We start from the raw sequence: 14453 nt of genomic DNA, 5'->3' as shown, positions 1-14453 counted from the left end.
ATGAGGTCGATGAAAAACAGCCCGAACACCATTCAGCGCTATACGTACTCGTGATCCGCGCCCCTCAGATAATTCGGCACCCAAGCTAATAAGGGGTTTGAAGTCCAATGGTACGAAAACGTACGCTAAGGAATTTCAATATTTTCAGCCAGTTTATTGAACGGTCTTAGTTGCCCTTTCATTATGGCATCGTTCAAGGTAAATGAGTAATGTCCAAGAACATTAATATGCTCATGCTGCAATGGTGAAAGCCTGACCTCATCTTCTTCTTGTATAACAATAGATTTTTGTTCTAAATGATTTCTTGCAGCGTTCATATAAATAGTATTCCAGAGTACAACAGCATTAGTTACTAGACCCAGGGCGCCCAGCTGATCTTCCTGTCCCTCGCGGTATCTTTTGCGGATTTCTCCACGTTGACCATGACAGATAATTCTGGCAACAGCATGTCTGCCTTCGCCACGATTTAATTGGGTCAATATTCGACGCCGATAATCCTCATCATCAATATAGTTTAAAAGGTATAATGTCTTATTGATGCGACCAGCTTCAATAATTGCTTTCGCCAGACTGGAGGGCTTATCACTTTTCAGTAATGATCGGATCAACTCGGAAGCATGCACAGTACCCAATTTTAGTGAGCCCGCAATTCTCATCATGTCATCCCAATGTTGCTCTATACGCTTTGGGTTTGCACAATTGCGAGAAATTTCATTTAATGCGGCATAATCGGCGTTTTTATCAATACGCCAGAAAACAGACTCGCCCGCATCTGCCATTCTAGGAGAGAATTGATACCCCAGCAACCAGAACAAACCAAATACCATATCGCTAGCGCCTGCAGTATCCGTCATAATTTCAGTGGGGTTTAATCCGGTCTGTTGTTCCAGCAAACCTTCCAGAATAAAGATGGAATCTCTGAGTGTCCCCGGTATGACAATTCCGTGAAATCCTGAAAATTGATCAGAAACAAAGTTGTACCAGGTGATTCCCTTGCTGGCACCAAAGTATTTTTTATTTGGACCGGCATTAACAGTGCGGATTGGTGTAACAAAACGCATCCCGTCTGCAGAGGCTACGTCACCACCACCCCATTTTTTTGCAAGTGGAATGGTGGCCTGGTGATTCACCAGTTTTGCATTTGCTCGAACAAGCGTTTCCGCACGGATATAATTTTGCCTGACCCACGTCAGGCGATGGCGGGTCAATGCTGGAATCTGGTGTTTTATCAAGGGTTCAAGCCCGATGTTACAGGCTTCTGCCAAAAGAACTGCACAGATACTCACGGAAAGTTCGTCTGCACGCGCATTGGATTCACTAACATGCGTAAATTCATCAAGAAATCCTGTATGGGCATGAATTTCAAGTATCAGCTCAGTAAGATCAACCTGTGGTAGTAAACCCGAAATTTGCTCGTTTAACAAGGAAAGGCCTGGTGAAATTTCCAGTTTATCCAGATTGGTAATTGTTAGTGCAGGACGTTTGCCAGAATTATCCATTCTAATGGCGTTATTTTCATCAAAATTGGCAGCAACTTTTTTGTAGGCAGCATCCAGACGGCCTGTAAGATTAGTTATCGCTTCGTGGGGAGATATCAGATGTCCCAATGAACGGCAGATCTGTATCTTGTTATTTTGCCAATCCAGCCCATGAAGTAATTTTGCTCGCGTATCACCCCAGCGATCGCTATTTTCAACATATAAATCTCTTCTTCTCAGACTGTCCTGCAATTTTTCCAGAAAGCATAAAATGTAACCCTGCTTTGTGATATTTCCATCCGGATCAAAAACCAGGCGTTTCCATGATTTGGTAATAATTTCCAGAGGAGGATTTTTCAGGATTTTTTTTCGTGATGAAATGATCCCGGCAAGATATTCCAGTGCCTCCAGTGTATTTTTTCCTGCGGGCGCTGCCATGAAAGTTATTCCATTAAATACCTGCGGTAGAAATTTTCGAACTTTCCCATATTGTTCAACCATCTCATCATGAAATTGGCTATCTATGGGTCTTGCCAGATGATTAACGATGGTAATCGATTCCATCAACTTTACTTTGGGAGTCAAAGCGTAAATCGCTTGACGCAACTGAACATCAGACATATTTTCATTGATAATCTGCTCGCAGGCTTTTGCCAACATAAGTGCTGATTTATCCAAATCTTTCAATGTCCGCAAACGTTTTTTCTGGCCAATCTTTTTGGCATCTCCTGCAATGCCAGTAATCAGCAGATCCAGTAAATCCATAGCATCATCAAGAGCAATGACTTCATACGATCTAATGAATGCTACCAGTATGGCTATCCGTTTTTCATCCGGCATGCGAGCGATTTTATTAGCGGAAATTATACCTGCATGTCGTGCTAAATTTTTGAGTCGCACTGGTGGAATATGAGAACAGTCAAACTGGCTGAATCCAAAAGATTTTAATTCCAGATAACGCTTCATTGCTTCCTTGAATGCAGCGGAGCTAATTGTTACAGGCCCCTTCCGGTAGTAATCAAAACGGGATGTTGGCTCCCCTTTAGGTACATGAAGAATAGCTTCAAGTTGCTGCTTCTGTTCCTTTGAAGGCAGGGATGAGAGGCGTTTCCATAAACATTTGGTGGCTCTTTCCCTAATCTCAGAAATAAGCCTACACAAAGTGGATTCTCCAGGTAAAATTATTTTGTTCTGAATAAGCCATGCAGTAGAAAAATCAAACATTAGTATCGGCCTTTCATTGCTTATCCAGGCTCTGGCATAAAGCAACCGGCTTAGTCTGAATGCCCATGGAAGTTCATTAAAATCCCTGTATCCATAATATTTACGGATAAGTGCAGTGTGTTCGCGTTTGGTCGTATCACGTTTTGCATATTCATCTAGCACGGTGATATCAGAAATTGAGAGCTGTTCTGCAATGAATGTCTTTATGTTGAGAGGAATCCGTGATAAATCTGAAATAAATGTCCCTAAAAAACGGGCAGATGTTATTTGTAAGGCAAAGCCAAATTTGTTTTGATCACCGCGTCGCTCAGTGATGAAAGCTAGATCTGTTTTGTCCAAATGAAAGTATCGGGCTAGCTGAATATCATTGGGTTCTTCAACATATTGACCATACCGTGCTTTTTGTTCTTCGGTTAAAAAATCCACAGCCATAAAACTATCTCATAACAACATCATTCATGGAATCCAATTAATGGGTGTCTACAATATTATAAATTGATAGACAATAAAAAAACCTTATCATAAACTGTCTATAAAATCATATTTTACTTTATTAGTAGACATTGTTTCTACAAATCGATTAAGGAGACATTTTTAGCCTATGCGACTCTTCGGATATGCTCGTGTTTCAACCAGTCAGCAATCTTTAGACATTCAGATTAAAGAGCTCAAGAACGCTGGTGTTAAATCACATCGACTATTTACGGACAAAGCTACTGGCAGTCATTGTGATCGCGATGGATTACAAACGCTTCGTATTAAAGTTGAGGAAGGTGATGTCATTTTGGTTAAAAAATTGGATAGACTCGGACGAGATACTGCGGATATGGTTCAATTAATCAAAGAATTTGATGCTATGGGAGTATCAATTCGTTTCCTCGATGATGGAATCAGTACAGAAGGTCCTATGGGAAAAATGGTAGTAACCATTTTAGCTGCTGTAGCCCAGGCAGAACGTCAACGTATCCTTGAGCGAACGAATGAAGGTCGCATTGATGCTAAACTCAAAGGAGTGAAGTTTGGACGAAAACGCACTGTAGACAGAGATAAAATTATTTCACTTTATACCTCTGGCATAGGCGCAACAGAAATTGCTAAGCAAATCGGAATTGGCAGATCAACCGTATATAAACTGCTTCAAGATAAGGTTAGATGACTTATTAAAAATAAAATCTTTTATAATGTAAAACTCTAAAAATAATAGTACACATTAAATGGAGTTATAATTAGTGCCTATAAATCCACAATTACCTGAAGAACCCATTCATCTGATATCCAAACCTTTGGTGTACTATATTCGTATTGAGACAAGTACAGCATGCTTATTATTGTTATTTACCCTTGTTTCATTAATTATTGCAAACTCTCCTTGGTCAAGCTCTTTTTTATCTATTTGGGAAATATCATTAGGAATCCACGTGGGTACTTTCGAATTTTCTCGCTCAGCGCACGCATGGATTAATGATGGTTTAATGACGTTGTTTTTCTTTTTTGTCTCTTTAGAATTGAAAAGAGAAATAGTATTTGGTGAGCTACGAGAGCCCAGGAAGGCCGCATTTCCTATTATGGCCGCCTTGGGTGGAATGCTCCTACCTGCTCTAATGTATCTTATGCTCCAATCCGGCGGACCAGGGCAGAAAGGATGGGGCACGGTTATGGCCACAGATACTGCTTTTGTGATTGGCTGCCTGGCACTTCTGGGTAAACATATTCCTCAAAGCCTCCGTATGTTCATGTTGTCCCTGGCGATTATTGATGATATTGGTGCGATTTTGGTTGTTGCCATCGGATATAGTCACGGCCTTTCTTGGACAGCTCTTTTCATATCGGTATTAGGGTTATTTTTTATACATATAATGAACGTTCTGGGGATTCGAAATATTAGCGCCTATTTTTTTGTTGGTTCTTTCATTTGGATTGCAATAGATGCATCAGGAATTCATCCTACTGTAACCGGAGTTATTTTAGGATTAATGGCTCCGACTAAAAAGTGGGTAAATGATAAACGACTACATACAATTTTAGAACACATGGTTTCATATCCACCTGGAGAACACTGGAGTGGCGATACGGAAGATCGCAAAGCACTTCACGTGACTGAAATAGCTGCTCGTGAGGTTCTTTCTCCAGTTGAACGATTGGAGTTTTTTTTACACCCATGGATTGGCTATCTAGTTTTACCTTTATTTGCCTTAGCTAATGCAGGCATACCTATATCTTCTGCAGATTTTACTCATGAAATTACCGCTGCGGTATTTTTAGGCTTCATTTTAGGGAAACCCCTAGGTGTTTTTGGGTTTAGTTTTATCGCCGTATTTTTTGGGGTAGCAACTCGACCTAAAGATCTTAATTGGATTTTGTTAGCTGGTGGCAGTATATTAACTGGGATTGGATTTACAATGGCTATTTTTATCGCTAATTTAGCGTTCAATCAAGAAGTTATCAATGCTGCTCGTTTAGGGATACTATTGGCCAGTATTTTTTGTGCTGTAGCAGGAGTTTTATTTATTTTAATATATAAGTTTTTTAAACCCTAAAATTATTAGGATATCTATCCTGTGCTATAATTAAATTAGAGTGTATAAACGTTTCTTTTCGACTTCATCATATTATACCTTCTAGTTCGCATTCCTATTTGCGCCTTTATCTTCTTTATATCGAGAATTAAAATGTTTACTTACACTGCAAAAATATATTTTGATGATTTTGAAATCACGAAACGATCTGGAAATGATTTGGAATCTCTTTTTATTTGGATGTTAACCCAAGCTCAAGGAAAATTGGGTAACTTAAGTGGCAAAGTTATAAACAACAAATCACATTTAGTCGAAAAAGAGTTCCAAGCATGTGCTTATGATTAATTTTTTAGCGTACGTTTTCGTACCATTGGACTTCAAACCCCGATTACATTGTTTTCTTTATTTTCTGAGCTTGAGCGAGACTTAATTAGCTTAAGGACCAAAGAGGCATTGGCTAGTAAAAAAGCACAAGGAATTCGGTTGGGTAAGCCAAAAGGGACTATTCAAAAAAGTAAATTTGATAATGATGTCGCCAAAATCAAAGAATTATTGTCATTGGGATTGTCTGTTAGAAAAATAGCTATTTTTTTAGGGTATACAAATCATATTGGTCTTAATACTTACATAAAAAAACGAGAGTTACGAAAACCAACAAGTTTAATCAGCACCACTACAGCTTAACCTATATGCTGATTAGCACCCAGGAGCTTTATAAAACCAGTGTCGTCGTAACCAAAATGCTACGTTCACGAGTGAAATTAGCACAGGCACCTCAACAAGGGGGCCTATAACTGTTGTGAATGCGATGGCAGAGTTAAGTCCAAAGGCAGAAATGGCTACAGCAATAGCCAATTCAAAATTATTACTTGCTGCCGTAAATGAAGTTGCCGTTGTTTTCTCATAGCTTGCGCCGATGATTTTTCCCATTGCAAAACTGACAAAAAACATCACAACAAAATAAATAGCCAAGGGAATGGCAATACGAATCACATCAAATGGAAGTTGTAACACCATCCCGCCTTTCAAAGAAAACATCGCCAAAATCGTAAAAAGCAGAGCAACAAGAGTAATGGGAGAAATTTTTGGTAAAAAATTGGTTTCATACCAAGCCAAACTTTTCCGCTTTATCAATAAAAAGCGAGTCAGAAATCCAGCAAAAAAAGGAATACCAAGATAAATAAAAACACTTTCTGCAATTGTCATAAAATTAATGTGAACTATTTGCCCTGTCATGCCAACCAGGGGTGGTAAAACTGTTAGAAAAAACCAGGCATAGACACTAAAAAACAACAGTTGAAAAATACTGTTAAATGCCACTAATGCCGCAGCATACTGATTATCTCCTGCGGCTAGTTGATTCCAGACAATCACCATAGCAATACAGCGTGCCAAGCCAATGAGAATGAGTCCGGTCATGTATTCGGGATAACCATGTAAGAAAAAAACAGCAAGGCCAAACATGAGAAATGGTCCAACAAGCCAATTTTGAATCAATGATAATAGAAGAATACGCCAATCTTTGAACACCAATGGTAATTCTTCATATTTAACCCTGGCCAAAGGAGGATACATCATTAAGATTAGACCAATCGCTATAGGAATATTAGTGGAACCAATAGATAAGGAATTTAAAAATTTTGGCGTGCCTGTAAAGTTAGAGCCGATAACAACGCCTACAGCCATTGTCATGAAAATCCATAATGTTAGATATCTATCTAAAAAAGAAAGACGATGATTATTGCAAGTGGTCAAGACAACAACTCCTTTTCTATTCGTTGTTGCAGTTGATTAAATACCGCTTCAAATGCTGTATTAATTTTCGCTTCAGATCCTTCCGCTTTAGCAGGATCAGGAATACTCCAATGGAGTTTCTTTGGTTGACCAGGGAAAATGGGACAGTTTTCACTAGCCGCCTGGTCACAGACAGTAATGACTAAATCAATAGATTCTGATTTAAATTCATTCCAGGATTTACTGCGAGGTGTATTTGGTTTGATACCATGGCGAGCAAGAGTTTCTATCGCTTTCGGATGTACGCTTCCAGTCGGGGCGCTACCTGCGCTAAAAGCCAGATAGCGATCATTCGAGTAATAATTAGTTATTGCCTCGGCCATAATGGATCGACAAGAGTTACCTGTACAAAGAAATAATAATTTAACTGGCTCAGTATTCATTAATCACAACATCCAGTTGTTTTTGACGGTGTATCACAGCAAGAGGTTGATGTCTTTTTGGTAGGCATTGAGCACGAACCCTCTGTTGTATTATCTCCAGAAAAAAATTGAGCGTCCTCCATAGTATGATAGGCTTCCCATGCGATTCCAGTAGGGTCACTCACCCATGATTTTTCTGATTTCGCATAACAACAAGTTGTTTCACCGTCACTATGGGTTGAAATATTGGCTTGAGAAAATTGGTTTCTAAGTGCGTCTAATTCAGCGGCATCATCCACTTGAATGCCTAAGTGTTCCACACCATGTTTTCCAGCACGGGTTGAAATAGCAAAATTAATACACGGGTCTTCCAGCATCCACTTGGCATAATCGGATTTAACTTTTATTGGTTTGGCTCCAAATAGGGCATTGTAGAAACGGATGCTATCAGCAAGGTTCTCAACACCAATATGAATATGAAAACGTTTCATGACTTACTCCTTTTTAGAATTACAGCAATCAGTTAATTCAATAACTAGACAATCTTGATTCCCAGGTTGTTGAATCTGAACTTGTTGTTTGCTGCAACAATCCTGAACCATGAAGGTGATAAAATCGCGCATTAACTCAAAATTTGCTGAATAAAATACATAACGCCCTTGACGATATGACGTGACAATTTGGGCATTAGACAAATGGCTTAAGTGAAATGATAGGGTATTGTGTAAAATACCCAACTCTTCGCCAATTGCTCCTGCCGATAACCCTTCTGGTCCCGCTTGAACAAGCAATCGAAACACTTGCAAGCGAGTTTCCTGAGAAAGGGTATCGAATATTTTTAGTGAATTTTTTATGTCCATACTTCTAGAATAGTAGAAATATTTAATTTAGTCAATCTGCCATTTAAAATATGAATTTTCCTGCCAAATAAATATAAAACTTACACTTAAGGCACCATTGACCTATCGTCTCATAACTCACATCAATACCGCGGTAGAGCAAGCTCTCCGATACATCGCGGTAACTGTCATTAAACCGATGGTAACTCCATACCGCGATGCTGATTAGCTCCAAGGGGTAACGGTATCTTTTCGGCTTCCTTTCCATCATCACCAGCTTCCCGCAAATAAAATACAGTTTAGTTCAGATGTTAAATTGACGCTGCCCACTGGTTATACCAGGACTTGCTTTTATGGTTTTTGGACTCATGCTGGGATAAGCATGTGGCGGCTTACGCCGCCGAACTGCTTAATCGACATGATGTCAATTCGGTCAAATCTGAGGCACTTGGTGATGATTATCTAGCGTCATCTGGTCTTCAAGTTGCGATTTGAGATCGATAAAATCGTTTGTTCTTACTTTACATAATGCCGTCATGGCACCCAAATCCGCGAGGCACGCACCAGGCACACACCGCCCCTCCGCCACAACACCCCCCAGGGGGGCACACGGCAGCCCTGCCTTATATATAGCAAAATCAACCGACAACTTGGAATCAACACTAAACCAATTTTCATCCTTTTTAGTTATCCAATTATAAAACTGCTTTGATGATTTAGGCTGCGAGGTAAATTTCGGCACAGGATAAAAAGGTTCATTAGAGCAGTACTCATAGACAACATGCATAGGAAAAAGATTTTCGGCACTACCTACACCTTCTCGCCACTGATTATCTATGTCTTCCCAATTTATAGCTCCTGGCGCATTGATTGAATCTACTTGCGTTTGCAGTTCTTTAATGATGGTATTTTCGAAATCAAAATGCTGTTCAGTGATTGTTTTTCCATTAAGCCTATAAGTGACTCCGTCCGTGTTCACTTTGTTGTATTGAGCATACAATCGTGCAAATACCTTTTTGCCTTCTTCATCCTGAGGGATGCACGCAATCATTGCTGCCCACATGTGTTTATCCAGGGCCCAAAGTGCGTATTCAAAGCCACTTATGTTCTCAAATTCTCGCCCAGAACAATCGGTCACTTTGCCCCGTTTAAACATTAAATTTATGTCCTGCTTTAACATCGCTTTAACCGCATCATGTTCCCCGCGGGTCACATGATGCAATAATTTACGAGCATCAATCACCGGTTTAAACAAAGCTAAATGATATTTTGATGTCTGAGCTAAGTTTATTAAATCACGGTTAGATAAATTTTGAGCGGTTTCAATTTTAAGTTCTGGTGGTAATTCATTAAAAGTCTCGGATTTGGATTGCATACTTTCACCTTAATTCTATTCACTTGGGATAATTTAAAAATGAATTATACGTGAATTAATTGAAAATAAATAGATCTATGTGATTATATAATGACCATATGAAGGGAGTGCTCAGAAATATTCTTACATTAATGCTAGGTCACACCCAATAGACAAGCTCAGGAGCTACACCAAACCCATTCGTCAGATGTGCAAAGGGATTGAGCATGGGGTGCGACAATCAATGGAATTGAAAGATACTCTAATAAATCAACTTACGGGCTTGGGGAGCAATGGAACAGCCAACCGACTTAAGGCTTTTCTGTTGTTCTTAATGGCCTTAACTCACCACGTTTTACCTCATCTGGCATGGCAAAGGAATATCGTCCGAGCATATTAATATGACCATATCCATATGCGGACAGTCTGGCTACATCTTCATCGTATACGGGGAAGCCTTCTTGTCGTAATTGATTAATGGCAGCATCCATGTAAATAGTGTTCCAAAGTGTAATGATATTTAAAACCAGTCCAAGGGCACCTAACTGATCTTCTTGCCCTGCACGATACCGCTGATGAAGTTCTCCTCGCTTACCATGAAAAACAGAACGACCTAAACTGTGTCTGCCTTCGCCCAAATTTAGTTGTACCAAAGTCTGACGACGGAATGACTCATCATGAAGATAATTGAGCATGTGGATAGTTTTGTCAATTCGCCCAATTTCGGCAATTGCTTTGGCTAAACGAGTTGGTTTATCAGCAACTTGAAGAGTGCGCATAATGCCTTCTGCGGGAACTCTCCCGAGTTTTAATGAAGCCAATAAACGTAAAATATCATCCCACTCAGGAGGAACAAGATTTATATTTATACGACTTTTTGCAAGTACATTGAGCTTTCCATAATCAGCCAACGGATCAATCCGCCAGAATCTAGCACCACCCATATCAGCCAATCGCGGACTGAAACGAAGTCCCAACAAACGAAACAGTCCAAATAGGAGGGCTAGCCGCAAACCTCGGAAATTTCCGGACAGTTTTTAGTCACTTCGGGTTTTCTTAACCTACGCAAAAGAACCTTGCCTATTATCTCATCAAGATTGATGATTGTATCATCCGTAAATATGAAATGTCCTTGGAAATGAATGTGCCGCCAAGCCACAGGGGATATTTTCTTTAACATAGTCAACGCTTTTTCATCACCTTCAGCTTCATATTTCTGCTTGAGCTTGGATAATATTGCAGAATTATAGTGAATGATGGCATTGGCAATGAGTCTGCCACACTGGTTACTAATCTCAATTTCACGATCCCCCTTGCCGGATAACTGTTTTTTCCCATATGCTGTTGCAATGGCGGCGCGTAATTGATGATACGATTCCACACGATTCTGTGAACGATGTACATCGCGTTGCAGTTTCCTGTCTTGTAAATATTTGAGGGTATAAATGCTGCGAATTAGTTTGTCATATTCCATTATTGCCTTGCGAGTCTTGTTGTCAGTGGTGTAAGTACATAATTTTTTAACAAGAATACTCTGCGAAATTTCCTTTAGCCCCAGAGCCTTAATGATGGGTTCAATATTTGGCCACTCATCTTCAATGAGTTGGCGATCAATTTTACCAACCGGCTTGATTAACCAATCATTATATTGAGCTGGATCATCGCCACAGAAAAGGTGCTTTAGTTGGGATTGCAAGTTGGTGAATCGTGGGCATAACTGGCCGCCAAACCAATCCATTATTGCGAAGTTGGTCTTGTTAATAATGTGCATATCGCCCGTAATGGCATTGGGCATGATGCTGCTTGTGTTGTTGTACCAAATATCAAAAGCAAAGTAACTTTCATGCTCGTGAGCACCAATTAACTCTGTTTGCAGGGGGATATGGTTGACCAACAGCGTATATGCAACAACGCCCTTGCCCTTTTTAAAGTATTTTTTAGAGCGCCTAGCTTTTAGGGTCGGTTTTTCAACCTCATATTTTTGACCATCAACGCCACCATAGAGAATAGCCATGTCCAATGCGTAAAAAGAGAAAACGGGCATTTGGGCAATATCATCACCGATGATATCATTGGCTTTTTTCAATGTTTGTAATCGCATGCGGGACTGATATATATCCAGCAGTTTGTCATAGGGAATATCAGAAATTTCCGCCATATTAAGGTTGCCGTTATTGAACGCTTGCGCGATAATAACCGCGTTGAGGCTGTTTTCATCTACACATACTTTGCCGTAACGAGGCTGTATGTGCGTAAAAATTGATGAATACCGGCACCGTTCATTAACAAATCGAAGTACATCTGTAATGTCGCAGAGTGGCAACTGATCATAAAAACGATCTTGAAGCTCTTCATCTCCCTCTGCCCTAGATTTTTTTAGATGAATCGTGTTTGTTTTTTCATCATAATGAAAGTGCTTGAGTTTTCCTTGAATCAAATCACTATTAAACCTCACCCATTCTGTGCGTAATTCAGCAATGCGATCGTCCAGTATTTTTTTGATAGGGCTTTTCAACGCAGGGATATCCAATGACTCAACCAGCACCCCTTTTTCATTGGCAGAACTAATCTCCTGTTGAAGTGAGCGATGGTGAACGCTGTCCGCCAAATAGAGTTCTCCCGCCTTGAGCCGTTTTTTCATTTGTCGGTAAATCCAAAATTCATAGCGATCACCATGGAATTTCTGCTCACCCTTGGCATTGGTATCGAACAAGAATTTTTGTAGCCGTTTAGGCCTGGTTTTCTCGGGACATGCCGTGATTGGGTATTTCTTTATTGGTTTTTCAAGATCAAATATTTCTTTAAGCCACGTTACGGCAGTAAGCCATGGACTGTCAGTTATCGTACTTGAAAAATCAATCGCCATCATCAATGGACGCAATTGCAGTTTGAAGCGATGAAAGTGCTTATCAACCATTTTCCATTGAAAATCGATTAATTTAAGCTCTGCTGCATTATTGTTTGATATTTTATCTCGCAGCTCATCCTCGGGTATAATGGTCGTGAATGCTTCTCGGCGTACTTTGCCAAAACTGACCTCATCAGACAGTTCTTTCTTGATAAATAACTCGGCTAATTTCTGCATAACAGACAGTTCTGATTGCCTGTTGACCGCATACTGAGAAAATGCGTCTTGCGCTTTTTCTTTGATCTCTAGCTCACACTCTTTGAGCTGAAAACAAAAGGCATCCATCAAATTATCATCGAGTTTAAGATACCGCTGGTGGATATAACACACAAGGTAAAGATAGGTTTGGTCGGATTTTAATTTCTTGCGCAAATCATACACGGTGTAATAATCAACAAGGCTTGCATAATATTGAAGATTTTGTTGGGACAATTTGAGCTTGGGTAATAGCGATTTGGCTAACAGATACAACGGTTTGATTGAAATCAGTTTGTCGCGTTCAGCGCTGATCATGCGTGGTTTAAAATCCTTGGCGTCTTGTTTTAGATCAGCCAATCCAGACAGGGTCTCAGTTTCCTTCTCAAACAACAGTTTTTGCAAACCCGACTTATCGGCTTCAGTCAGTGAATCATGAATAATCGTCCCCAAGCGTTTACGTTCAGCGTTCAATACGTTGCTAACAATCGCTTGCAGGGTTGTATATCCTGGCCGCATGATTTTTTTCTCTCGCATAAACCCTAACAATTCGATGACAATGAATTGCGGACTGATATCCCGGTAGATGATTTTTTCGGCTTTTTCACGCAATAATGGCTCGAATTCTTTTGACCATAGCTGGTAACCAAAATGCGCAGCAATTGCGTGACATTGTGCATAATACTGATGCTTGGTTATCTTTGTTGGGTGAAAAAACATATGCTCGGGGAAATATTCCTGCATGATAAAGTCAGTATCTTCTTGAACCTCATCCCAATGAATCGGGAAGAACATGTGCATGGATTTAAAATACCCGATTTGCAGTGCGCAATGGACTTGGGCTGAAAGATTGGCGCGATTACGAACCAATGCCTGCTCCTCAGGCGTTAGATTGAGGAAACTCAAGCGTTGTTCATTATCAAAATCAGGTGACTCATATAAAGCGGCCTTTTCTGCTTCTGATAAAATGGTCAATTGCTTATTGCTGGCTCGCATAATGAGAAATCATATGGCTTAAAATGGTGATGGATTCTACTTCAAAACTTTCCCTAAAGCATGTCTTTATGGGAAAATTTTCTCAGACGCATCAAGCTGGTGGCCGTGTTTCACCTCCTCTTGGACTGGATGCCAACCATCATTTTCAGGAAAGTAGGTTATAATTAAGGTATGAAACCTCCAAAAAAGATTAAAAATAGTGCTCGACGAGTACGTGAACACCTAACGCCAGCGGAAATTGATGCATTGATCCATGCAGCAAAAAGTACTGGGCGACATGGCCTACGTGATGCCACCATGATTTTGATGGCATTTCGGCATGGGCTGCGAGTTTCTGAATTAGTTTCATTACGATGGTCACACGTTGATTTAAAACAGGGTCTACTTTATGTTGTTCGGTTAAAAAATGGCATAGCATCACAGCACCCATTGTTTGGCCCAGAGTTGCGGGCGCTCCGGCAATTACAGCGTGATTACCCAGATACAGATTATATTTTTATGAGTGAACGCCTATCCCCGATGACAACGGATACATTTCGGAAAATCGTTGCAAGGGCTGGTGAGCTGGCCAAGATTGGCATGCCGATTCACCCACATATGCTTAGACACTCAACTGGGTTTAAACTGGCTAATGATGGACGGGATACACGGAGCATTCAGCATTACTTGGGGCATAAAAATATTCAGCACACAGTGCGGTATACAGAAATAGCAGCAATACGATTTAAAGAGTTCTGGAATGACTAAAAACTGTCCGGAAATTTCTGAGGTTTGCGGCTACCTCCCC

The 14453-nt window shown here is 40.2% G+C and carries 12 protein-coding genes and 2 pseudogenes; 5 read left to right on the top strand and 9 right to left on the bottom strand.

From position 1 onward, the window contains the following. Window positions 1-125: 125 nt before the first annotated feature. Window positions 126-3134 carry a Tn3 family transposase gene (locus E1P08_RS16625; protein ID WP_133138078.1) on the bottom strand — a complete coding sequence of 1003 codons (3009 nt, stop codon included), beginning with the start codon at window positions 3132-3134 and terminating at the stop codon, window positions 126-128. A 169-nt stretch (window positions 3135-3303) separates the two neighbouring features. On the opposite strand from E1P08_RS16625, the gene E1P08_RS16620 reads away from it, so the two are divergent. The 4 genes from E1P08_RS16620 to E1P08_RS16605 all read left to right on the top strand — a co-directional run bounded on the left by E1P08_RS16620 (window position 3304) and on the right by E1P08_RS16605 (window position 5902). Further along, the gene (locus tag E1P08_RS16620) at window positions 3304-3858 is read left to right on the top strand and encodes a recombinase family protein (protein WP_133138077.1); all 555 of its coding nucleotides are present in this window, start codon (window positions 3304-3306) and stop codon (window positions 3856-3858) included. Window positions 3859-3931: 73 nt separating this feature from the next. After that, window positions 3932-5239, top strand: coding sequence for a Na+/H+ antiporter NhaA (gene nhaA / locus E1P08_RS16615; RefSeq protein ID WP_133138076.1), 1308 nt, complete (start codon window positions 3932-3934; stop codon window positions 5237-5239). 132 nt (window positions 5240-5371) lie between these two features. Further along, window positions 5372-5563, top strand: a complete 192-nt coding sequence (locus E1P08_RS16610; protein WP_133138075.1) for a hypothetical protein — start codon at window positions 5372-5374, stop codon at window positions 5561-5563. 108 nt (window positions 5564-5671) lie between these two features. Further along, a complete protein-coding gene (locus E1P08_RS16605; RefSeq protein ID WP_278043076.1) occupies window positions 5672-5902 on the top strand; it encodes a hypothetical protein in 231 nt (76 codons plus the stop codon). A gap of 12 nt (window positions 5903-5914) precedes the next feature. On the opposite strand, the gene arsB is transcribed toward E1P08_RS16605, so the two are convergent. The 8 genes and pseudogenes from arsB to E1P08_RS16565 all read right to left on the bottom strand — a co-directional run. Beyond that, a complete protein-coding gene (gene arsB / locus E1P08_RS16600; protein ID WP_133138074.1) occupies window positions 5915-6973 on the bottom strand; it encodes an ACR3 family arsenite efflux transporter in 1059 nt (352 codons plus the stop codon). After that, window positions 6970-7395, bottom strand: a complete 426-nt coding sequence (locus tag E1P08_RS16595) for an arsenate reductase ArsC (protein ID WP_133138073.1) — start codon at window positions 7393-7395, stop codon at window positions 6970-6972. Before E1P08_RS16595 ends, arsB begins: the two co-directional genes overlap by 4 nt. After that, the gene (locus tag E1P08_RS16590; protein ID WP_133138072.1) at window positions 7395-7865 is read right to left on the bottom strand and encodes an ArsI/CadI family heavy metal resistance metalloenzyme; all 471 of its coding nucleotides are present in this window, start codon (window positions 7863-7865) and stop codon (window positions 7395-7397) included. Before E1P08_RS16590 ends, E1P08_RS16595 begins: the two co-directional genes overlap by 1 nt. A 3-nt stretch (window positions 7866-7868) precedes the next feature. Further along, on the bottom strand, window positions 7869-8234 hold the full coding sequence (locus tag E1P08_RS16585; RefSeq protein WP_133138071.1) for an ArsR/SmtB family transcription factor: 366 nt from the start codon (window positions 8232-8234) through the stop codon (window positions 7869-7871). Between the two features lie 43 nt (window positions 8235-8277). Continuing rightward, window positions 8278-8484: an IS6 family transposase gene (locus E1P08_RS16580; RefSeq protein ID WP_133138070.1), complete on the bottom strand. Its 207-nt coding sequence runs from the start codon at window positions 8482-8484 to the stop codon at window positions 8278-8280. Between the two features lie 162 nt (window positions 8485-8646). Continuing rightward, entirely contained in the window at window positions 8647-9588 is a 942-nt protein-coding gene (locus tag E1P08_RS16575; protein ID WP_133138069.1) for an F-box protein, read from the bottom strand. A 290-nt stretch (window positions 9589-9878) separates the two neighbouring features. After that, window positions 9879-10568: pseudogene (locus E1P08_RS16570) on the bottom strand (Tn3 family transposase); the annotation flags it as partial. A 62-nt stretch (window positions 10569-10630) separates the two neighbouring features. Then, window positions 10631-13666 (bottom strand): annotated as a pseudogene (locus tag E1P08_RS16565) (Tn3 family transposase); the annotation flags it as partial. 171 nt (window positions 13667-13837) lie between these two features. On the opposite strand from E1P08_RS16565, the gene E1P08_RS16560 reads away from it, so the two are divergent. Further along, window positions 13838-14413, top strand: coding sequence for a tyrosine-type recombinase/integrase (locus E1P08_RS16560; protein ID WP_006871427.1), 576 nt, complete (start codon window positions 13838-13840; stop codon window positions 14411-14413). Window positions 14414-14453 lie beyond the last annotated feature (40 nt).

Source organism: Legionella rowbothamii (genome assembly GCF_900639985.1).
Classification (GTDB): domain Bacteria; phylum Pseudomonadota; class Gammaproteobacteria; order Legionellales; family Legionellaceae; genus Legionella; species Legionella rowbothamii.
Note: the sequence above shows the minus strand (reverse complement) of the source record. Positions and strands in the feature narration are given on the sequence as shown.

Excerpts from the sequence above, each read along its gene's own strand:
- E1P08_RS16625 (WP_133138078.1), bottom strand. The coding sequence starts at position 3,134 with ATGGCTGTGGATTTTTTAACCGAAGAACAAAAAGCACGGTATGGTCAA.
- E1P08_RS16620 (WP_133138077.1), top strand. The coding sequence starts at position 3,304 with ATGCGACTCTTCGGATATGCTCGTGTTTCAACCAGTCAGCAATCTTTA.
- E1P08_RS16610 (WP_133138075.1), top strand. The coding sequence starts at position 5,372 with ATGTTTACTTACACTGCAAAAATATATTTTGATGATTTTGAAATCACG.
- E1P08_RS16595 (WP_133138073.1), bottom strand. The coding sequence starts at position 7,395 with ATGAATACTGAGCCAGTTAAATTATTATTTCTTTGTACAGGTAACTCT.
- E1P08_RS16590 (WP_133138072.1), bottom strand. The coding sequence starts at position 7,865 with ATGAAACGTTTTCATATTCATATTGGTGTTGAGAACCTTGCTGATAGC.
- E1P08_RS16585 (WP_133138071.1), bottom strand. The coding sequence starts at position 8,234 with ATGGACATAAAAAATTCACTAAAAATATTCGATACCCTTTCTCAGGAA.
- E1P08_RS16580 (WP_133138070.1), bottom strand. The coding sequence starts at position 8,484 with ATGATGGAAAGGAAGCCGAAAAGATACCGTTACCCCTTGGAGCTAATC.
- E1P08_RS16575 (WP_133138069.1), bottom strand. The coding sequence starts at position 9,588 with ATGCAATCCAAATCCGAGACTTTTAATGAATTACCACCAGAACTTAAA.
- E1P08_RS16560 (WP_006871427.1), top strand. The coding sequence starts at position 13,838 with ATGAAACCTCCAAAAAAGATTAAAAATAGTGCTCGACGAGTACGTGAA.